Origin of the sequence: Bacillus sp. 522_BSPC (assembly GCF_001076885.1) — a bacterium.
GTDB lineage: Bacteria > Bacillota > Bacilli > Bacillales > Cytobacillaceae > Niallia > Niallia hominis.
In genome coordinates this window covers 1-22,033 of the sequence record NZ_JVDT01000172.1, presented here as the reverse complement: position 1 = coordinate 22,033, position 22,033 = coordinate 1, and the positions used below count along the sequence as shown (strand labels likewise).

The 22,033-nt window shown below is 36.0% G+C and carries 23 protein-coding genes and 1 pseudogene; 3 read left to right on the top strand and 21 right to left on the bottom strand.

Features of this window, described 5'->3' with window-relative positions; genetic code table 11:
- The coding region (locus ADJ83_RS14935) for a GNAT family N-acetyltransferase (protein ID WP_048718210.1) at positions 1 to 372 on the top strand (372 nt) is incomplete at its 5' end.
- A gap of 63 nt (positions 373 to 435) precedes the next feature.
- Here ADJ83_RS14935 and ADJ83_RS14930 read toward each other — a convergent pair.
- The 8 genes from ADJ83_RS14930 to ADJ83_RS26685 form a co-directional block, all read right to left on the bottom strand.
- Entirely contained in the window at positions 436 to 1,284 is an 849-nt protein-coding gene (locus tag ADJ83_RS14930; protein ID WP_048718206.1) for a sugar phosphate isomerase/epimerase family protein, read from the bottom strand.
- Positions 1,285 to 1,316: 32 nt separating this feature from the next.
- Positions 1,317 to 2,354 (bottom strand): Gfo/Idh/MocA family protein, encoded by a 1,038-nt coding sequence (locus ADJ83_RS14925; RefSeq protein ID WP_048718205.1) that lies wholly within the window; start codon positions 2,352 to 2,354, stop codon positions 1,317 to 1,319.
- Positions 2,355 to 2,859: 505 nt separating this feature from the next.
- Positions 2,860 to 3,513 carry a ThuA domain-containing protein gene (locus tag ADJ83_RS14920; RefSeq protein WP_031537962.1) on the bottom strand — a complete coding sequence of 218 codons (654 nt, stop codon included), beginning with the start codon at positions 3,511 to 3,513 and terminating at the stop codon, positions 2,860 to 2,862.
- A gap of 56 nt (positions 3,514 to 3,569) precedes the next feature.
- On the bottom strand, positions 3,570 to 4,031 hold the full coding sequence (locus ADJ83_RS14915) for a VOC family protein (RefSeq protein ID WP_048718203.1): 462 nt from the start codon (positions 4,029 to 4,031) through the stop codon (positions 3,570 to 3,572).
- A gap of 234 nt (positions 4,032 to 4,265) precedes the next feature.
- On the bottom strand, positions 4,266 to 4,586 hold the full coding sequence (locus ADJ83_RS26250) for a glycoside hydrolase family 95-like protein (RefSeq protein WP_053094375.1): 321 nt from the start codon (positions 4,584 to 4,586) through the stop codon (positions 4,266 to 4,268).
- Entirely contained in the window at positions 4,561 to 6,576 is a 2,016-nt protein-coding gene (locus ADJ83_RS14910; RefSeq protein ID WP_053094374.1) for a glycoside hydrolase family 95 protein, read from the bottom strand. Before ADJ83_RS14910 ends, ADJ83_RS26250 begins: the two co-directional genes overlap by 26 nt.
- A gap of 110 nt (positions 6,577 to 6,686) precedes the next feature.
- Entirely contained in the window at positions 6,687 to 7,553 is an 867-nt protein-coding gene (locus ADJ83_RS26690) for a hypothetical protein (protein WP_342395194.1), read from the bottom strand.
- Positions 7,554 to 8,237, bottom strand: coding sequence for a glycoside hydrolase 43 family protein (locus ADJ83_RS26685; RefSeq protein WP_342395195.1), 684 nt, complete (start codon positions 8,235 to 8,237; stop codon positions 7,554 to 7,556).
- Between the two features lie 353 nt (positions 8,238 to 8,590).
- Here ADJ83_RS26685 and ADJ83_RS24425 point away from each other — a divergent pair, with 353 nt between their 5' ends.
- On the top strand, positions 8,591 to 8,878 hold the full coding sequence (locus ADJ83_RS24425; protein WP_053094373.1) for a hypothetical protein: 288 nt from the start codon (positions 8,591 to 8,593) through the stop codon (positions 8,876 to 8,878).
- A 296-nt stretch (positions 8,879 to 9,174) separates the two neighbouring features.
- On the opposite strand, the gene ADJ83_RS14890 is transcribed toward ADJ83_RS24425, so the two are convergent.
- From ADJ83_RS14890 to ADJ83_RS14835, 12 genes and pseudogenes are all read right to left on the bottom strand, one after another.
- Positions 9,175 to 10,071, bottom strand: coding sequence for a fructose bisphosphate aldolase (locus ADJ83_RS14890; protein WP_048718199.1), 897 nt, complete (start codon positions 10,069 to 10,071; stop codon positions 9,175 to 9,177).
- A 103-nt stretch (positions 10,072 to 10,174) separates the two neighbouring features.
- Entirely contained in the window at positions 10,175 to 10,426 is a 252-nt protein-coding gene (locus ADJ83_RS14885; RefSeq protein WP_031537969.1) for a type B 50S ribosomal protein L31, read from the bottom strand.
- Positions 10,427 to 10,461: 35 nt separating this feature from the next.
- Positions 10,462 to 10,731, bottom strand: coding sequence for a 30S ribosomal protein S14 (rpsN, locus tag ADJ83_RS14880; protein WP_048718197.1), 270 nt, complete (start codon positions 10,729 to 10,731; stop codon positions 10,462 to 10,464).
- Positions 10,732 to 10,859: 128 nt separating this feature from the next.
- Positions 10,860 to 12,056 (bottom strand): annotated as a pseudogene (locus ADJ83_RS14875) (GTP-binding protein).
- A 161-nt stretch (positions 12,057 to 12,217) separates the two neighbouring features.
- Positions 12,218 to 13,084, bottom strand: coding sequence for a class II fructose-bisphosphate aldolase (locus tag ADJ83_RS14870; protein ID WP_048718195.1), 867 nt, complete (start codon positions 13,082 to 13,084; stop codon positions 12,218 to 12,220).
- A 13-nt stretch (positions 13,085 to 13,097) separates the two neighbouring features.
- Positions 13,098 to 14,108 (bottom strand): carbohydrate kinase family protein, encoded by a 1,011-nt coding sequence (locus ADJ83_RS14865; protein WP_048718193.1) that lies wholly within the window; start codon positions 14,106 to 14,108, stop codon positions 13,098 to 13,100.
- Positions 14,109 to 14,136: 28 nt separating this feature from the next.
- Positions 14,137 to 15,135, bottom strand: coding sequence for an ABC transporter permease (locus ADJ83_RS14860; RefSeq protein ID WP_082169279.1), 999 nt, complete (start codon positions 15,133 to 15,135; stop codon positions 14,137 to 14,139).
- A 1-nt stretch (position 15,136) separates the two neighbouring features.
- Entirely contained in the window at positions 15,137 to 16,630 is a 1,494-nt protein-coding gene (locus ADJ83_RS14855; protein WP_048718191.1) for a sugar ABC transporter ATP-binding protein, read from the bottom strand.
- A gap of 112 nt (positions 16,631 to 16,742) precedes the next feature.
- On the bottom strand, positions 16,743 to 17,687 hold the full coding sequence (locus ADJ83_RS14850) for a sugar ABC transporter substrate-binding protein (protein WP_048718189.1): 945 nt from the start codon (positions 17,685 to 17,687) through the stop codon (positions 16,743 to 16,745).
- A 311-nt stretch (positions 17,688 to 17,998) separates the two neighbouring features.
- A complete protein-coding gene (locus ADJ83_RS14845; RefSeq protein WP_048718183.1) occupies positions 17,999 to 18,769 on the bottom strand; it encodes a DeoR/GlpR family DNA-binding transcription regulator in 771 nt (256 codons plus the stop codon).
- 241 nt (positions 18,770 to 19,010) lie between these two features.
- A complete protein-coding gene (locus ADJ83_RS14840) occupies positions 19,011 to 20,108 on the bottom strand; it encodes a DUF4236 domain-containing protein (RefSeq protein WP_048718182.1) in 1,098 nt (365 codons plus the stop codon).
- Positions 20,109 to 20,294: 186 nt separating this feature from the next.
- On the bottom strand, positions 20,295 to 20,921 hold the full coding sequence (locus ADJ83_RS14835) for a metal-dependent hydrolase (RefSeq protein ID WP_048718181.1): 627 nt from the start codon (positions 20,919 to 20,921) through the stop codon (positions 20,295 to 20,297).
- A 178-nt stretch (positions 20,922 to 21,099) separates the two neighbouring features.
- On the opposite strand from ADJ83_RS14835, the gene ADJ83_RS14830 reads away from it, so the two are divergent.
- Entirely contained in the window at positions 21,100 to 21,480 is a 381-nt protein-coding gene (locus ADJ83_RS14830) for an SLAP domain-containing protein (RefSeq protein WP_239687082.1), read from the top strand.
- Between the two features lie 293 nt (positions 21,481 to 21,773).
- Here ADJ83_RS14830 and ADJ83_RS14825 read toward each other — a convergent pair.
- The coding region (locus ADJ83_RS14825) for an IS3 family transposase (RefSeq protein ID WP_048717499.1) at positions 21,774 to 22,033 on the bottom strand (260 nt) is incomplete at its 5' end.

Genomic DNA, 22,033 nt, shown 5'->3' with positions numbered 1-22,033 from the left:
ATTCCTGATACGTTTATTATTATGGAAGAAAACGGAGTAGTTATAGGGTATGTTAATGGACCCGTTATCTCGAAAGCCTTTATAACCGATGACTTATTCGAAAGAACTGTTCCAAATCCTCCAAAAGGGGGCCATCAAAGCATTTTAGGCATTGCAGTCCATCCCAATTACCAAAGAAAAGGCATCGCTAGTATCTTGCTTAAAAAGTTAGAAAAAATAGCAGCAAAAGGCGAGCGATTAAGCATCACTCTAACTTGTCGCAAAGAGCTGATTCCTTTTTATGAGAAAAATGGTTATCAAAATCAAGGTATTGCCGACTCCCATCATGCTGGCGTTCAATGGTTTAATATGATCAAGCAGTTAAAAAAATAAAAGGGGGACAACATTTATAAACAGTGTCTTCACACTTTATAAATGTTGTCCCCCTTTTTTATATCACTTTATCTCCTCTACTGAATAAACCTGATTTAACACCTTAAGTGTTTTATTCTTAGCTGTTTTCACGACTTCCTCTGCAGTTAATTGATAATATTCTGGTCTAAACAATTCAATAGAAGCATGATCTGAAAAACCTTTTTCTTTTATAATTGAAAGAATGCTAGGCAAATCAATCACTCCATCACCAGGATATAGACGATCCTCATCTAACAAAATCCCCGGGTTAAAATCCTCTACGTCATTAATATGAAATAAGAATACTTTGGAAAAATCCGTATTTTTTAAATCTTCCATTGTGGAATTCATTGCATAAAACTGAAAGGTATCAAATACGATTCCAACATTTTCACGATTTACGGCTGCTACAATTTCATTAGCAAAGCTTAGTGTATTAACGGTTGCATGCGGATGGCCAATAAATTCAAGCGCTAGCTTTACTCCATATGGATTGGCTAAATCGGATAACTCGGTTAATACTTTTACACAGCTTTGTTTAATTTCCCCTCTCTCTATTTTCTTTTCAGAGACCAATGGAACAACCACAATTCTATCGATATTTAACATTTGCGCATACTCTAGCATTTCTTTGTATTCTTCCAACAACGCTTTGTATTCTTCTTCCGTACGATTATTAAAATAAACTAGCGCATTGAGTGATAATGGCTTTAAGTGATGGGTTTGAAAAAAATCTACTAAGTCTTGGATAGTGTGTGATTGTAAATATTCCTTCAATTTATCAATCGAACGAATTTCAATATAATCATAGCCGTACTTCTCTAATAATTGAAGATCAAGCTCCAGACTTGAGTTCTCTAGAGTAGTACCTTGATTCATTCCTAGTTTCATCCTTTTCCCTCCATTTTGTTTAGAACGAATAGTTAAACATTTGCTGGTCTAAGATTTTTCTTGTAAAAGTCAGGCTGTTCAAGGAAAAAAACATCTTCTTTCTTTCCTGAATTTTGTGCTTTAAGACAAGCCTCAGCAGTGACTTGAGCAATATAGCCATCCCATGCTGTTGGTCCATTTGGCTCACCCGTTTTTCTAATAGCATCTATAAAATCCTGCCATTCTGTATCATAGGCATCCATAAAACGCTCTTTCCAATCCATTAAAATATTGGAGCCAATTCCTCCATTTTTTCGAAAGGTAATGCTAGGCACTTCAGGTAATTTAGCTATCCCTTCTTCCCCTACAACCTCACACTGAATATCATAGCCATACTTGCAATTAACAGAGATTTCTACATTTATTACAATCCCTGATTTAGTTTCCAAAATAACAAATTGAGGATCTCTTAATTCTTCATGTGCGTAACGCGTTTTTTTAGGAAAAATAACTTGTACCGATTTATAGTCATCATTCACTAACCAATGTAAAACATCAATTTCATGAATCAACGTATCTGTAATGGCCATGTCTGTCGAATAAGTTGTGTCAACCTCTGGATTTCTATGGGCACAGTGTAAAAGTAACGGCTCACCTATGAATTTATTATCAATAGCTTCCTTCAATTGTAAGTATCCACTATCATATCTGCGCATAAACCCTACTTGCACTAATCGCTTCCCATGTTTCATTTCAGCTTCAACAATTCGCATACAGCCTTCAATAGTTGTAGCAAGCGGCTTTTCGCAGAAAACATATTTTCCTGCTTCTATTGCTGCAATCACGCTTTCCTCATGTTCCGGTCCCCAGCTCGTCACCAACACTGCATCGACATCTCCCTCTGCAATTAGGGTTTTATCATCAGGATAAATAGCTGCATCTAATCCAAACTGTTCCATCGCAGATTTTGCGGATGCTTCCTCTATATCTGTGACTGCAACTATCTTTCCACCTGAGAAATTGTAAGTAATTCTTCTAATATGCTCCTTTCCAATTGCACCTGTACCAATTACCCCAATTCTTAATGTCATAGCAAATCACTCCTCTATTTCTAGCTTCATATAGTGCTTTCATACTTTACACAAAATATAGCTATCTATTATTAGATACCTTTACCCAAGTGACATATTTCTACAAACATCAAACATAGAGAGTCAAATGAATGCCTCTCCAAAACAATCTTATTTTTCACTGGTAAATGAATTCTCGTAACACTCATTCGAACATTTGCCTTTATAACGACTTCGTGCAATTTAGTACTGCCCTGTCAAAGCGCTCTAAATGTTTTACACCAAGTATGAAAATTGTCATGTTGTATCTTTTAACTTTGGAACAGTAGATACAACATATCCCTAAATAAAAAACGAAAGAGTCTTTTTGATATAAAGCACTCTTTCGCCATTCACAAATATTCTATTAAATTAACGCTGTACCTATTATCTTAAATGAATTGTGTATCACGCTATAAAACTAGCAGGTTTTGATGTCTTCATAACTTATGGTGCTTGCATTTTCTTATTGTAACTCCTAAATTTCTTATGCAGAAACCCAAACCAAGCATTTTTCCAGTATGTTCATAAAACCTGGATCCAATAAACCTTCCTTGTTATGGGCAGGTGTTAGACAGCAAACTTTTCCATTGCCGTAAGTATGATACCAGCCTGCAATGGACTGCCCATCAACGGAGTTAGCTTGAAGAAAGACTGTGGTTTGTGCTAAATCACAATGAACGAAGTAATGTTCATCTAAAAGATCCAATGAAATATTATCTGAAAGTATTTCATTGTCTTTTGTATTTGTATAGCGGACGAGTTGATGCTGTTTTGGATGGTATTTAAAATAGCCTCTAAGCATCTGCGTATATTTGCCATTTATTGCGTAGGAGGCCAATCCAGAATGCCATGCCAGCCACCTTCCGCCATTTTCTACATATTGAGTTATGGCATCAGCAATCTCTTCCGTCATCCAAGTATCCACAGGATGATCTGCTGGATTTATTCGATTTTCTGAAAACAATACGACGACATCTGGCTTTCCAGCAAGTTTCTCTAATAAGCGATTAGGATTACATGTTGCTAATTCCATTTTCCCATTAGAAATATGTTTGTCTAGTGCTTGTTCTAAAGACTGCAGTGCAGCTTCACTTGGATGATAGTAATCTCCAACGATAGCTAGTATGGATGTACACATACAATTTCACTCTCTCCCTATTTTTACATTACTAGTTTCTTCTTATTTAAGCTGTATCACTTTGCTTCATCATTTTCCAATAATTCTAAGATAATTTTTAAATCTTTAAAGGTATCCATGTAAGCATATCTCCCGCCAGTATATTCGCCTTTTTGAAGAAGAGGCATTTGATTTTTTTCCATTAAAGTAACCTTTTCTTTCATTCCATTAATAACAAAAGCGATATGATGTGGACCTTCTCCATGTTCATCCAAATATTCACGCCATGTACTTGGATTACGATCTGGTTCAATCAATTCAAGCTGAAGGGATCCCAAATTAAAGAAGGCAAGCTTGGCACGTGCTTCTGTAGATTGATTGCGATATTCTGTTTGTGCACGATCAACCGTATCAGTTAAAGACCACTCGGGTTTATCTACGCCGAAAAAATCTGCATATGCCTGACTTGTTTTTTCAATATCGTGAACTAAAATCCCAATTTGTGTAATGAAGTTATTTCCTAACATATTTTTCTCCATCACTCATTCTCCTTATTATTTAAATGAGACGTTTTTTCCATTTAGACATTGGATGAACTTCTGAAAAAGCCTACTATGGAAGAATCTTTGAATCGTATTTGTGTCAAGCTATAAATTTAGCAATAAACAAATGTTTGAATAAAAAACGCAGACAATCTCAGAATGGGGTTAACTGTCCCAACAAATCAAGTGGACCCATTTCCATGCTTTAACCCCTCATAGAAATAGGCTTTACTATACTCTCTCCATGCTCTCGAACCGATCCTCTGCTCCCTCTATCAATATATATCTTTCCTTATCTTTCGTATGAAGTATTCGTATTTGTTCTTCTTGTTGATATGAAGCATATTCTTCTTTTCTTAATATGTTGTACCGGATACGACAATCACCACCATGTGAGGAGTAGATAGATAAAAAGGTGAGTTGATGATTATCCCATTTCATTTCTATTTCAAAACCTCCCCTTGCTTTTAATCCTTTTACTTCTCCACTTTTCCATGCTTTTGGTATAGAGGGAAGAAGATGAATGTCATTTGCTTGGCTCTGAATAAGCATTTCTGCAATTCCAGCAGTTCCACCAAAACCCGTCTATTTGAAATGGTGGATGATTGTCAAATAAGTTTGGTAGGGTAGAAGATTTTAGTAGCTCTAGTACATTTTCGTATGCTAACTCTCCTTCTTCTAATCTTGCCCACATATTTATAATCCAAGCCCGACTCCAGCCAGTATGTCCACCACCATATTTCAATCTTCTTTCTAAGGTGCGTTTAGCAGCAATTGCCCATTCTGGTGTTTCTCTAGGATTTATCTGCTTTCCAGGATGAAGAGCAAATAGGTGGGAAATATGTCTGTGACCAGGTTCAGCTTCTTCATAGTCAACAAGCCATTCTTGAATTTGTCCATACTTACCTACTTTCAAGGCAGGTAACTTGTTTTTAAGTTGTGTTAATTCCGCCCTAAAAGGATGATCTCTATTCAGTCGTTTACTTGCTTCAATGCAACTAGAAAACAGGGCATAAATTATTTGTATATCCATCGATGGCCCTTCTGTTAAGCTTCCCTTCTCCCCATTAGGCAATAGATACGTGTTCTCTGGTGAGACAGAAAGTGGTGTAATAAGTTCTCCTTCTGGTGTTTCAACTAGATAATCAACAAAGAACAATGCAGCATCTTTCATCAATTCATAAGCCTTATCTAAAAACGTACTATCTACTGTATACTCAAAATGCTCCCACAAATGTAAAGATAGCCAAGCAGCTCCTAATGGCCAAATACTCGCTGGTATAAACATATCTTGAGGAGCAGTATCTCCCCAAATATCCGTATTGTGATGGGCGGTAAATCCACGGCAACCATACATGATTTGAGCAGTTATCCTTCCTTGTTCTCTCATTTTCTCCAAATGATCAAATAGTGGTTGGTGGCATTCGGAAAGATTACATACCTCCGCTGGCCAATAATTCATTTGTGTATTAATGTTGATTGTATATTTACTATCCCAAGGAGGTAACATTTGATCATTCCAAATTCCTTGCAACGTTGCTGGTAAGGAATCTGGTCGACTACAAGAAATAAGTAAGTATCTGCCAAAGTGAAAATACGTACTGATTAAATCAAGATCTTCTTCTCCTTCTTTTAGTAAATACAGCCTTTTATTTGTTGGTATATCGTGCTTTCTATTGTCTTTTCCTAGGTTGAGATCCATTCGATGAAACAAAGATTGGTAATCTTGAAGATGTGTTTTCCATAACTGTTCATATGATTTCTTTTCCGCAGCTAAAACGGTCTTTACACATTGACTAGCAGGTTGTTCGTAGCGATAGGATGTAGCTGCAGCTAGTATTATGGTTACAGCACTTGCCTCTTGAACTATTATTCTATTTCCAATCGAAGTGATTACTCCTTTTTCCACTAACACTTTGACCCCAGTATGAAAATGAATTCCATTTTCTCCACCAGTTTTTCCATCCATTATTAAATAATCTGGTTCGACTGCTTTCATATCATCTACATTTCTTGTCTTTCCTCTATCCAAAAACAATTGAAAGGAGATTGCTTTCTCTTTAGAAGCAGTTAAACGTATCACCATTACTTGGTCAGGATAACTTGTGAAAACTTCTCGATTATAGGCAATATCTTTACACATATATTTAATAGTAGCTACTCCACGGTCTAAATCTAATTCTCGTTTGTAATTGGTAAATACATCATCTTCATGGTGAAAATCTATCCGCAAATCTCCTAATGGTTCATAATGTCTTTGTGATTCCGGGATGCCCGTACAAGCAAGTGCAGCTAGTTTTTCGGCTTCCCTAATTTCCCCGTTTTCTAAATGTTCCCGAATGGTAGGAAATTGCGTAAGTGCATCTGGATTATTTCGGTCTCTAGGTCCGCCATACCATACAGAGTCTTCATTTAATTGAATCCGCTCCCGCTCGATATGACCAAAAACCATTCCCCCAATACGTCCATTTCCAATAGGCAATGCCTCATTCCAGTCATTTGCTGGTTGCTCATACCAGAGTCTCTTTTTGCTTTGATTCACTTCATCACCTCAAAATCAAAATATATTCTCCATTCATTGATGAAAATAAAGATGCTATCCTCTAAAAGACAAACTAGATAGCTTCTGTTATATCCTGCAATAAACATTTATTATTCATTCAAAGATTCCATTCTAAAATAATCAAAATCAGCATAACCACCTATTTCTTCTGTAGAAAAATAAAACAAGCCATATCGATATCCGACAAAATGATCTAATTTATACTTCATTTGGAGTTCAGCACCTATTCTATTCCAATCCAATCCGTTTAAACTATAATAGAAATATGCCTTATCCCTACTATCTTTAAAATCACAATCAATTCTAAAATAAACTCTTTCCTGCTCTAGAGGAATAGATTCTACTACCACAGGGGAACCAGGACTTGCGTCGACCATTGTTATCATTTTTGAATCATTTATTACCTGTACACCAACATATCCATAATCTTTTTGAAAAGCAGCAAATCCAGCAATATCGCCATTCTTCATACCGTAAATCTCCAATGCAATATTGGCAGAACATTTGGGTCCGAAAGTTCGTTGAGTGAGGGTATTTTTTGCTGCCTCTAAGTCAGGACAAAGCTTATTAGTTGTTAAACGTAAGTACCCAGGACGCTCCGTTACAGACCATTTCGTCGGATCGGGATTATGATTCCACTGCCATACCAAGTCAAGTGAATCACTTTCATAAACAAACTCATCTGATGATACAATACGGTTTTCACTTTTATCCTGATGAACTAGAATGGACAAGTTTTTTGGTGTAATACCATTTTCTCCAAAAATTGGCCATCCATCCTCCCACTTAACTGGGAGTAAACACGGCATTCTACCTGCAGCCCCATTGTCGCAAAATAACATACCGTACCATTCACCTGTTGGCGTATCAACTATTCCTCCTTGCGCTACACCAGTTGGATCATCTACTGCAATTCTCCCTTCATATTCTCCATCAAACGCTATTGCCCGATGCACTCACTGGGTTCGATGTCCATTTTTCGGCCACGTAATAGTAAAAACATAATAATAGCCATCTATTTTTTGAATATGCGCACCTTCAGCTTGTAATCCTACTTCTTCTTTTGAAGATGCTACTAAACTAGCATCGGGAATGATTATCTTATTCAATCCGCCCTCTTTAATAGCTGTTGCATCTGCTGTTAGTTCAATTGCGCGTATATTCCCATTTCCATAAACTAAATAGACACGTCCATCATCATCAAATAATAAAGACATATCATGATAATATTTATTCAAGATAGAGCGCTTCCATTTATCTTTCTCCAAATCCTTTGTTTGAAAAATATACGTTTTATCTGTTGCTAAAGAGCCCACAACTAAATAATACATCCCTTGATGATACCGAAGACAACTTGCCCAAGATCCTTTTCCATATTCGTTTTTTCCATTGTTCAGCTCTTGCTCGTCATTTGTTGCTAATGTGTCATATACATAGTTAACAATTTTCCAATGCAATAGATCTGTTGATTTCATAATCGGAACGCCAGGATTCATATGCATCGTTGTACTAGACATATAATAGGTATCTCCAACCCTAATTACATCTGGATCCGGAATATCCAAATACAAAATTGGATTTTCGTAGGTAAGCGCTTTCTCTTTTTGGCCACTATCTTCTAATTTAGAATGACTAGTCATTATTCCTCTCCTCTACTCCTTTTGTTTTCTCACCACTTATTAAGTACTTTATCAGTTCGATAGATTCCTCCTTTTTTTGGCTATAATTTGGTACAAATGCCACTAAAGATTGTTTCGATGTCACCCCTAACTTTGAGATAGCATAAGAATCATTCCCTAGAGGGAGGGCATATAACTCCGTTTCGGATGTATCAGGATTCATTCCCTTTAAATTTTCTAGAAGATTACTATTTAGAGATAGCTCTTCTCTACTTTATATGTGGTAGATGCCTGGAAGACTTCCATTATAGAAAATGTTTGTCGCTCAAGCTAGAGGCCAATCCGTTTTTCCAGCTCTTCAAGGAGGCACTGTAATGGTGACGGTAGAACAAGTTGCAGAAGCGGCTATTGGCGCAATGGAAAAAGGGGAACATCGCCATACCTATGCTATTTGTGGAAAAAACATGAAATTTCAAGAGTTTTACCAAATGATTGTAGACGCATTAGATCAACACGAAACCACTCAAGTACCAGTAGTAGACTATGAACAAATGAGACCAATTTATGAAGAACTGGATAAACATGCAGAAGCAGCAGGTACAGAGCATGGCATTCATATTTGCGATAAGTTCAAAATTACAAACAGAAGATTTATACCTTGATCCAGAAGATACTATGCCCGTATTAAGCATAAAAGAGTACGATATTATCGCTTCCATTAAGGAAACATTAGAAAAATGTTTATAAGAATGGGGAAATAGACAGGGAAATCTACTTTCTTTTTATAGAGTGTAAACTACGAAATTTGGTTTTCCCTTGATAGTTATCTATTTTTTACTATTAATATGTACAAATAGGAAAAGGCACCAGAATATCATTATCTGGTGCCTCCAAGTTCAATCCAGCTAAGCTTCTCTTTATAGCCCGACTCATTCGAAATCATTAAATCCACAATCTACTACTTTCCTGTCTTCTCAGTAGAAGCCTCAAAAATAGACGTAACAGCTTCTTTTAATGCAGCATTAAATTCCTCTTCTGATTGGTTAACGTTTAACTCTTCGCTTAGCGCTCGAGAAAAACTTGCGATGATATTGTCGTTTTCCTTTAATTTTTGATTTGCTTCTTCTCTGCTGTATCCACCTGAAAGTGCTACTACTCGCACTACTCTTGGATGTGTAGTCAACTCTTTGTAAGTATTAGCAACTGTAGGGATGGACAGCTTAAGCATGACATTTTCATCTTCTTTTAGACTATTTAGATTTGTTAATAGTTCCTCTTTCAATATAGCTTCTGATTGCTCTTTATCTGGACTAGTAATATCCACTTCTGGTTCAATAATTGGCACTAGCCCTGCTGCCATTATTTGTTTTCCGATTTCAAATTGCTGATCCACTACTGCTTTGATACTTTCAGAATTTGCTTCCTTAATAACTGAGCGCATTTTCGTTCCAAAAATATGGCGCTCCTTTGCACGTTGGAGGATCTCATCTAAATCCGTGATCGGCTTCATCAATTGAACTCCATTTGAAGGTTCAGCTAACCCTTTATCAATTTTTAAAAAAGGAACAATCCCTTTTTCCTCTGCTAAATAATCAGCTGTATACATGCCTTCTATCTTACTATCCATCGTTTGCTCGAACAAAATGGCACCAAGAATATACTGAGAATCAAAAGCTGGAGATGTAATAATTCTTGTCCGCATTTGGTGCACCTTATCAAACATTTCTGCTTCATTTGTATAGGCACTTTCAGGTACTCCGTAATTCAACAATGCTTTTGGTGTACTGCCTCCACTTTGGTCTAATGCGGCAATAAACCCTTTTTGATTCTTCATTCTTTCCAATTGGTCGTTCATATATTTCTCCTCCTTGTTGTGAAATAGTGTTTATTAGAAATTATTCACTTAAGTTGAGGAGTTAAAACATTTTGTTGAAATATCTCATTCATTTATCAAAAGATTACTTTCTTGTATTTTTATACTTCTCATAAAACCGCTCCACTCGACCGCCACGATCAGAGAATTTTTGACGACCAGTGTAAAACGGATGGGTATCAGAGCTAATTTCCACTTTTATAAGTGGGTAGGTTTTTCCATCCTTCCAGATAATTTCTTCCTTAGAAGTTTTCGTTGATCCAGATAAAAATTGAAAGCCACTATTTACATCCATGAAAACGACTTCCTGATAAGTAGGATGTATTCCTTTTTTCATAATAAAGTCCTCCTCTATTTAATAGAATATACGTATCACCAACTTGACTTTTTCACACCAGGTATTTGTCCCTTATGAGCGTATTCTCTAAAGGCAATTCGAGACATTTTAAATTTTCTTAAATAACCTCTTGGTCTTCCCGTTACTTCACATCTATTTTTCAATCGTGTTGGGGAAGAATCTCTAGGTAACTTTCTTAATGCTTCATAATCCCCCTTTTCGATTAATTCTCTGCGAACGGCAGCATATTTCTCCACAGTTGCTCTTCTTTTTTTCTCTTTTACTACCTTGGATTTTTTGGCCACAATCTTTATCCTCCTTTATATAAATCGACATCATTACGATTTAACATGTGAAAATAACCCATCTTTCAGACGCATATTTATAATAAAACGAAATGGTTACGATTTGCAAGTTATTTGCTTTCACAAAACTATCTTGCTGCTACTTGCCAATGAAACGGATCGCTTAACTGTTGCCAATCTCCATAAAACTCTTCATCTGTTAATAAGCAATCTTCCAATTCTTTNTTTATCAGCTCCACGTTTAAATCCATTCCTATAAATACTAGCTTTGTATGCCTGTCACCAAATTTAGGATCCCAACTTTCCTTCAATCTTGGATTAACACGAAGAATTTCCTTCTGTCTTGCTTCCGTTAGTGATGCAACCCAATAAGAGATGGGTTCAATACTTACAGACGGCCCAGCTTGTGATAAAAGTAGGGCTAAATTATTCCTTGAGGCACACCATGCTATTCCTTTTGCACGAACAATCGAGAGTGGCATCGAATGACACCAATCATTAAAGCGTTCCGAATGAAAAGGTCTTTTACTAGCATAAACAAAAGAGCTAATCCCATATTCCTCTGTTTCCGGTGTATGCATACTAGGACCAATATTCAATTCACGCAACCATCCTGCTGACTCACTAGCCCGGTCAAAATCAAATAGATTTGTATCTAAGATTTCTTGCGGTGTAATTTCACTATTAACGGTTCGAATAATTTTAGCAACAGGTTGTAAAGTTTTAATTACTTTCTCTAATTTATCTAAATCCTTTGGTGCAACTAAATCACATTTATTAAGAATAAGCACATCGCAAAATTCAATTTGGTCAATTAATAAATCAGCAACATTTCTGTCATCCCCTGCCCCAACTGCTTCTTTTCTATCTAAGAGTGAATCACCAGACTCATAATCATGCCAAAACCGATTTGCATCGACTACCGTTACCATTGTATCTAGTTTACAAAACTTTGTAAGATCAATTCCCATTTCTTCATCAATATAAGAAAAAGTCTGTGCGACTGGGATTGGTTCACTAATTCCAGATGATTCGATTAAGATATAATCAATATCCCCTTCCATCGCAAGCCTTTCCACTTCTACAAGTAAATCTTCTCTAAGTGTACAGCAAATACAGCCATTTGACATTTCGACTAGCTTTTCTTCTGTACGGGAAAAACCCCCAACTGTTTACACTAGTTCACTATCAATATTTACCTCACTCATGTCATTGACAATTACCGCAACCTTCAACCCATCTCTATTATGTAAAATATGATTGACCAAAGTTGTCTTCCCAGCACCTAAATAGCCACTTAACACTGTAACAGGTATTTTTTTCATTTTATCACTCTTTCATTTCGTTTTTTAAATCGTAATCATTACGATTTATATATTAATCTCTTTTGTGGAAAAATGCAAGTAGAAAATCAGGGAGTTGTTCTACCGTTTCCCTTTTGAAAATCAAAAAGGGAAGCAGACTATAACCGCCCCCCCTCGTTCCTTCATTTATTTGAGAAAATACTTATTGCTTTCTTTATATCTTGTTTGATAGTTTCTTTTGCTACTACGGTTAAATCGTGATAGAAGGGGTTCTCTTCTTTTTCTAAATATTCTTTTACAGCGTATGCACCGGCTTTGGCTGCATAGCTGTAGTAATTAATTTTTCTTACTCCCCTATTTATTACTGTTTTGTACTCTTCTTCACTTAAACCTGATCCTCCATGCATAACAACAGGTTTTTGAATATTTTCATAAATCCTTTCTAATCGATCAAAATCTAAATTTGGTTTTGTCACATAGATTCCATGGACGGTACCAAAGGAGGCAGCTAATGCATCAATATTCGTTTTCTCGACAAAGTCCTTTGCAATTGAAGGATCTGTATAATAGTTTGCTGCATTCTCTGATGCATGTGATTTTTCCTTATATGTTTCTTCTCCTCCAAGACCAGAGGAAGTCATCATACCAAGCTCTGCTTCAACTGAAACATTTTGTTTATGAGCATATTCCACTACCTCTTTCACAATTTGAATATTTTCCTCATAGCCTTTATGTGAGGCATCTATCATAACAGAGGTAAAGCCAATATCAATAGCCTGTTTCACCATTTCTAAATTAGTTCCATGGTCAAGATGAACAGCAATTGGCACAGATGCTTTTTGAGCAAACTCTACTAAGATAGGGCCCATTATTTCAAGAGGAATGATAGTATTATGCACCTCTGCGTGTGCCAGAATAATTGGAGCTCTTAGATCCTCCGCCGCTTCTACTACGCCTCTAACAGATTCTAATGTTGGACAATTAAAAGCCCCGACTGCATAGTTCTCCTTATCTGCTTCTATCAAAAGTTCCTTTAAAGTTACTAACATAGTAGCCCTCCTCCTATATTTCCACTCTATTTCTCTTCGGGTATTCCTGATACATTTTTACTAATTCATCAAATGCCTTTACACCTGATGTTCCATCTGCCTCGAATAACGAGGAAGCTGCTGCTGCAGTACCTAATTGCATAGCCTCTACTAAAGAAAACTCCTTCAACGCACCATATAGTACCCCGGATACATAAGCATCTCCTGCTCCAACAGTTCCTTTAATTGAGCTATTATCAATAAGTAAAGATGGTATACTATGAATCTCTTTTCCATCAATTCCAAAACTTCCCTCTGGTGTATGGATAACAGCCCAATCCTTGACACCTAATTCTTTTAAGCGATATAACACTTTTCTAATATTGTGTTCAATCAGCTTTCCATCCTCATTCCTTAATGCTATGCCAACACTATTACCTGCTTCTAGTTCATTTATAATGCAATAATTCGTGAATTTAAGACACGGTGGCACAAGCTTTTGATAGCGATCACTATTCTCACTGACAATATCAATAGACGTCCTGATTCCTAATTTTTGTACATTCCTTAACACCTTAGCCGTCTTTGTTCCATATTCTTTGTCTTCATTGTCTAGTCCATCTAATAATAAAATATAAGCGAGATGAAAAATCTTGGTGTGTAGCTGTTGATAATCTATTTTTGACTCATCGAAATAAAGAGCATTTCCTTTATAAGTAAAAAATGTTCTGCTAGTTGCATCTTGATACACATCTGTAAAAGGTGTATCCCCGAACACTTTCACTTGACTACTATCTATGTTTTTATAGTGAGATAGGCGCTCTTTAAGATAATCACCTCTTTCATCCTCTCCTATCATTGCTACCGTATTTATCGGCAACTCTCCATCTATTTTTGCTAAAGAAACAGCACAATTAGATACCGCTCCGCCTATAGATCGTGTTACGCTTTTTATTGTCGTCAGCTCTGACTGATTAGGGTATTTTTCAATTTCTTTTATTTCGTCAACAGCAATTGTTCCAGCAATTGTTATTCCCTCTTTCATCTAATCCTCCCTCCTATTCTATGTCCATTTATGCTTTTCTTCTTTTAATAACATCTGCATAGACAGCAACTAGAATTACAACACCTTTTACAATGTATTGCCAAAAGGAGCTTACTCCCATCAGATTTAGCCCATTGCTAAGCACCCCAATAATAAGTGCCCCGATAACTGTGCCGCCGATTTTCCCATAGCCTCCTGTCATACTCGTGCCGCCTAATACAACTGCCGCTATCGCATCTAATTCTGCCCCTTCTCCAGCTGTTGGTTGACCAGAAAACATACGCGATGCTAACACAATACCTGCAATTGCAGCCATTAATCCACTAAATGTATAAGCAAATAATTGTACCTTTTTTATGTTTATTCCTGAAAATTTCGCTGCTTCCGCATTCCCTCCCACAGCATACATGTGACGACCAAGTCTCGTTTTATTCATAATGAAGTAGCAAATGATTAATAGAATTAAAAGGTAAAGGACAGGCATCGGCAATACACCACCAATATAACCAGATCCAATGAAATTGAAGGAATCAGACATAACTCTGACTGGCTTTCCATCTGTAATTACATAGGCAGCTCCCCTCGCTATATTCATAGTGGCTAGCGTAATAATAAAAGGCGGAATTACTGTTGTTGCAGCAACATAACCATTTAAAGCACCGATTAATATCCCCACAAATAAACCAGCTAATACAGCTATAAATACCGGTGCCCCGAATGTTGCAATCATTAAAGTCGTAACTACTCCAGTTACTGCCATAATGGAGCCAACAGATAAATCGATCCCACCTAAAATAATAATCATCGTCATAGCAAGGGCTAAATATAGATTGGTAGACGTTTGTCTTAACACATTTAATAGATTATTAGAGGATAAAAAGTTGGGATTAATAATCGAAATAATAATACATAAAGCAAGTAACCCTATTAAAATACCTAAATTTTCCCGAATAAAGGTTATAATACTTGAACCTAAGTTCCATAAAAAATTATCTTTCTTTTTCTCCTTTAGTGCTGCTTGAGCCATCTTAATTACCTCCAGTAGCATAATGCATAATCGCTTCTTGACTAAAGCTCTCTTTTTTCTCTAATATCTTTTGAATTTTCCCTTTGTACATAATAGCTACTCTATCACTCATATTAATAATTTCAGGAAGCTCGGAAGATATCATAATAATGGAAACCCCTTTTTGCACGAGCTGATTCATAATCGCATAAATCTCCGCCTTTGCCCCTACATCGACTCCTCTTGTTGGTTCATCCAATATCAATACTTGAGGATTTGTCGCAAGCCATCTAGAAATCAATACTTTTTGTTGATTACCACCGCTTAAATTTTTTACTATTTGCCCACTATTTGGGGTTTTAATAGCTAATTCTTTAATAAAATCCTCTGCATACTGGTCTTCGATTTTCTTTTTTACGCGAAGAAATTTGATCACCTTATCCAAAACTTTTATCGTAATATTGTATTTAACAGACTGAATGAGAAACAGACCTTCTTCTTTCCGATTTTCCGTAACATAGGCAATCCCGTGTTTAATCGCATCATTCGGGTTTTTTATCGTAATTTTCTTGCCGTCGCGATAAATTTCTCCTTCATCAAAGGGGTCAATGCCAAAAATACATTTCATCAGCTCTGACCTCCCTGCACCAACTAAGCCGGAAAAACCTAATATTTCGCCTTTATTTAATTGGAAGTCCGCATGATTCACATAATTTTCCCTTGATAAATTCTTTACTTCTAAAACTGTTTCTCCTACTTTAGAATAATCTCTAACATAATAGTTAGTTAGTTCTCTACCAACCATCATAGAAATTAGTTGGTTCTCCGTCGTTTCTTGCGTACGAACGGTCCCAATATAGGTTCCATCTCTCATCACTGTAATTCTATCTGTTATTTCAAATAGTTCATTCATGCGGTGTGAAATATAAACAATCCCCACACCTTGTTCCGTCAAATTACGAATTGTTTTAAAAAGAAAATTCACCTCTTTTTCCGTTAAAGAAGAAGTTGGTTCATCCATTAAAATAATTCTCGCTTGAAAAGAAACTGCTTTAATAATTTCAATCATTTGTTGCTGTGCAACATTCAACTCACTAATTACACTCTTTTCCGATAGATCCAACTCAAATTTATCTAAAAGGTTTCTTGCATTGGAAAACATTGTTTTTTTATCGACAAACCCTGTTTTAGTTAAAGGTTCTCTACCTAAATAAATATTTTCCGCTATCGTTAAGTATGGGACTAAGATAATTTCCTGATGGATAATGCTGATACCATTGTATTGAGCATCTTTAACATCTTTTATCTTTACTTCTTGCTCATCAATAAAAATTTTTCCTTCATCAATAGAATATATCCCACCAAGTATTTTCATAAGTGTTGATTTCCCAGCTCCATTTTCCCCTAAGAGAGCATGAACCTCTCCCCTATTTAGTTCAAACTCTACACCCTTTAAGGCATAAACTCCTGGGAAACGTTTAGAAACGTCCTTCATCTCTAATAATTTCGTAGACATAATCCCACCCCATTAAAATGTAGAAGGAGAATTCAATATAAGATCCATTTTAAAATTGCATATTTCTTCTCCTTCTATTTGTTCAGTCGCTAAGAATGTATATTCACATCATTTATTGCCAGCCATCTGTTCCGTATTCCTCCACATTGTCCTTATTAATGATGAACGTTTCTACTGGAATTCTCTTTTCATAGTCTTCGCCTTTTAGTATTTTATAAGCGACTTCGACCGACTTTTCTCCAATAGAGATAGGCGATTGAGCTCCTGTTCCGATTAATGCTTCTCCATTTGCAATTGCAGTTTTCGCATCAGGTGATCCATCAACTCCATAAATGGCAATTCCTTCTATATTCGCAGCTTTAACAGCTGCTAATGCACCTAAAGCTGTTGGATCATTTCCACCCATTATAGCGATAATGTCAGAATGGGCTTGAAGGATATCCTCTGTCACCGTTAACGCTGTCTCTAAGTCTCCCTTGGCATCTTGCTGTGCAACAATCTCAAAATTTTTCCCTTCAATCGCTTCCATAAATCCTTCGATTCGATCATTAACTGAATTCATTGTTGGACTATCAAGGATAACTATGTTTCCTCCATCTGGAAAATTCTTCACTAAATCTTCTCCAGCAACTTTTCCGGCATTCTTATTATCTGAACCTACATAGCTCGTTATATATTCCATATCTTTCACTTCTGCATCGTAATTGATGATTGGGATATTCGCTTCCTTTAACATCGCTAATGCTGGTCTAATTCCTTCCCAATCAACAGGATTTAGAAAAATTGCGTCTATTCCTTGAGCAATCATATCTTCAATTTGATTAATTTGAAGCTCCACATCCATAGCAGGATTGGTCGTAATTAACTTATCTCCATTAGCTTCTACCTTATCTCTAATTGCTTTTTCTACTACTTGAAAATACGGGTTATTTTGTGTCATCGACGTATAGCCAAATACATATTGATCCTTTTCACTACTAGATTCTTCACTCGTATTACATGCAGCTAACCCAAAAGTTAGTACCAATGTCAATAATCCAATCAAAAACTTCTTCATACATATCCCCCTTGTTTATAGAAGTAATTTTATATATTAAAATCACCATTGTGACTTAATATCCGGATGCCAAATACATTTTTAAGCGCTTACATTTAATGCGTATTTAGAAACACTTTTGATTTTCACCAAAACTAATCAAAGGCTATTTACTTTCTATTCACATTTCATTCCATTTATTCATTAAAAAAGTTTCACTCATAAAAGAAATTTAGAAAATTATTGGTAGAGTTTTTTTAATAAAGATGGATTATATTGTAATATGCTAAATGAACATGTTCGTATAAATAACAATTAATAGAGAGGTTCTATCAATTGTTACTACATACGACTAATTCAACTCCACTGCTCTGAATTAACTTACAATATTCATTAGAGGGGGTTTTGTCTGTGATAATTCGATTTATGTTTTCAAGCGAGGTTATTTTGTGCATAAATTGAGTGTCAAATTTGCTATGATCTATAAGGAAGGTTATCTCTTTTGATTGCTTTATTACTTTTTGCTTAATCTCCACTTCAAAAATATTCGAGTTACTGAAACCTTGGTTAAGCGTGAAACCAGATGCAGCTAAAAAGGCTTTATCAAAAGAAAGATTGTTTAATGTTGAAATGGCAATTGGTCCATAAAGCGACGACGTGGACTCTCTTATCATGCCACCTAAAATAATTTTTTCCTTGTTTTTCCCATGAATTTTCGAAGCAACATTCAAGGCATTTGTTGTGATGGAAAGCTTTGCATCAACAGGTAGGTTTTTAACAAAATATGGAGTGGTCGTACCTGCATCTACAAAAATGCCGTCCCCCTCCTGAACAAATTTGACCGCCTTTTGCCCAATGAGTTCTTTTGCCCTTCTGTTTAATAATTCTCTCTTATTAATGACAATATCTTCAAAAGCGAGAATCGCACCTCCATATGTTCGTTTCAAAAATCCTAATTTCTCCATTTTATCAAGATCCCGCCTAATCGTCATTTCGACCACGCCAAATGTTTCTGTAAGGTCTTGAATCTTGATCTCTCCTTCATTCAATAGAAGTTGATAAATTTTATTTTGTCTTTTATTTAATTGCTGCAAATTTTCCATATTATGCAGTTCTCCCTATTATGTTCTTTACACCAAATGTTTGAATCAAACATTTTTTTGTTAACTAAACACATAATAAACGGAATTGCTATTTTTGTAAATGCTTTCTTTTCAATTTTTTAAATTTTTTATTTGCGTAAACTCTAGTTGTAGTATGTACCCAAAAGAATCAACTTCCAGGAAAATTTTTCATGATTAATAAAGCGTGAGTAACTATACCCACGCTTCTAACCTTATCCGCTTAATCAACCATAAGTCTACTAACTGCCTCAAACCCTTTTGTCTTTTTAAAATTCATCTTGTGTTCAAAGTTTTCTAATGCATCGGAGCAGTCAATATTAGCAAAATTTAATCGATTTAGTTTTCCTTTGTCCAATTTCACAGAAAGAATAGTGATTTTTTCCATATATCCAGTTACAGTGTTTAAACGATTATCTATTGCATGTATGTAGACAGTATGTAGTGGCAATAGTGCAAACATATCACGGGCAATTCTTAATATACAGCTACAGACATAATCTTGCTGAATATCATAAAACTTCCCCTTCGGCATTTGCTTTCTTGATAATTTTCCAGTCTTTGTTAAAGATAATTGTTCTTTTGGAACGACATCCTCCGCATTTACTTCAAATTCGATTTCCATTACTTTCGGATCACCACAACTGAATTCAAATCCACTTCCAAATTCCGTTAAATCATCCAAAGGTGCAAATGCTTCAATGACTTGAAAATAAGTATCAATATCCCCTTCTAACACCTTTGTAGCAATCTTTACATCGCGCTCCCAAGTAAGATAATCCTGTTTATCTTCCTCTCTAGCAGCTATAACCTCTTCTCGTAACTTCTGTTCAGCAGATTGTCGATTAAAAAGCTTGGTAAGAACTCCTGGTTTATAATTTTGAAGCTGCTGTAAAGCTAGTTTTTCCTTTTCTCCCATTTCCCCACTAGGCAGGTGATAGGGCGCATCTGCCCCTCTTACTTTTATCCAATTAACAGGATCATCTGCTTCTATATGAATACTATGAATTCTTTCAATTGTATTTTCGTATGCTTCAACTGCAAGTCTCGCCTGCTCTAATTCATTCAGTTTATCTAATTCACGTTGCCTTCTATTTATATCCGCCTGCCTTTGATAGGCCGACGACTTTCTATTCCTGCCACCTGTCGTGGTATAAGATACACCAGTTCCTGGGATACTAGCAGTCACTCTACTGCCGGTTCGAGAGTTCACGCTATATCTAAGCCCTTTTACACCAGCGCTTACCCCAACACTCTTTTTTCCAACATTCACCCGAACACCAGGAGCTATTTTAAAGCTCTTTCGAAAACCAAAGCCCATATTTAAGACCTCCCTTTTTCCATATTATAACATAAATAGATGGTAACTTCGATTCTATCTAGGTTAGAAATATCAACATATTGCTTTAGAGCCATATAGAAAGAATCCCCTATTAAGATTGCTATAATAGGGGATTCTTTCCATCCAACTTAATATTATGTATAAAGAAAGACAAATAGTAAACTATTAAAATTCCTTTGATGTCAGTGGCAAGAATAGCTTAACGCCTCTTTTGTTAAACGGAAAAATTTTTAAATCTGCAATTAAATGACTGATATATCCACCAATACAAGTATAGTATACTCCCTGGATGCCAATGGAGTTCTCTACATTTGCGGCAATGATTCCAAAAAACACAACACCCAAAATAGAATGAGTATAGCTACGATGAGAAGTAAAGGATGCAATCATAATATAGACTCCTAGAAGAATAATCCATCGTTCCTCAACAGAAAGTCCTCCCATCAGCACGGCAATCCCTGTTATTGTCAGCATATGTTTTTGTTTAATTAACGACGCGATAAACAAAATCATAATACCTATCCCGACCCCCATCCACCTCTCTACTGCTACTTTCTCGAAGAAACTATATAGCACCATAAGTATTCCGATTACCTGTGCAGACAATTGAATCATTTGATGAGGTAACGTAATTTTACCACGAAGCTTCCCGTCAATATCCAGATCAGGCATTAGTCCAGAAACGGCTCCTAAAGTGACACACACTAATGTCTCTGTTGGTGTGGATTGCACGGTATGAGCAACAATAAATCCTGTTGCTGATCCAATTACAGCATGTGATGTTCCATTCAAGTTGATTCCACCCCTAATATTTAATAGTTAATATAACATTTACTATTCTACACCAAAACATTTGTTCTGTTTAGAGGGAAATTAATAGTGGAATATATATGAAAGAAAGAAATAATTAAATCGTATAATAGATTCTTTCTCTCACTTATGTTACACTTCACTTCAAAAGGTGGTCATAATGATGCAGGAATTACAATTTGAATCGGCCTGGGACAAACAAATTGCCCCGCAAGATAGAGAAAATATAGAAAAAATCTTTAATGAAACAAAACACATAAACAGTTCAAGCGTTATTTTTTCTCCTATCCGAGAAGCAATCAATCATAAGGATGCACTACTTGTTTCCGTGTTGGTTCATAATTTCGCGGAATATCCCCTAATCTTTCAAAATACAATATTGTATTACAGTGTTAATGATGAAGTGATTGCAGAAAAGGAATTCACACTGCCAGACCTTGTCATTCCTTCTCATGTCAGTATGCCATGGACATTTATTTTCCCAAAGGATAGTTATAGAATGCAAGATTCGTTTAAGCATGGGAGATTAGAGCTTAAGTAATAATAGAAAATAAAATGGGGTGTTAATGAACTGACCTAGCCAAATGAGACATATATAAAACACCTACCCATATTAAATTTAACACTTTTTCATTAATTTGATATTGGTTCTTTACTGGAAATAGTTCAGGCACTTTGTCACTTTACTTGGAGCCTCTGCGGGCATAGATTCTTTAGCCAGGAAGCCAGATATCTCAAAGAGAATCTGGCTTAGCCATAATAGGCTATCATGCCCGCATCTCCAAATAAAGTGCATGTCTTTTCTACATGCAAAGTGGATAACCCCGAAATCCTTTAAGCTGCCTTTAATCCAAATTCTATTGGAGTTAAGTAGCCTAATTTTGCTTGAATCCTACCCTCGTTGTAATGATGAATGTACCCATCTATTCTAGAAATAACTTCTAAATTAGCTAGGGTATTAAACTTACAATATTGGAATTCCTCTGTCTTTAAATTTGAATGAAATGATTCAATCACCGCATTGTCCCAACAGTTCCCTCGTCTGGACATACTACCTACTAAATGATGTTCCTTCAAATAATTTTGAAAAGTAT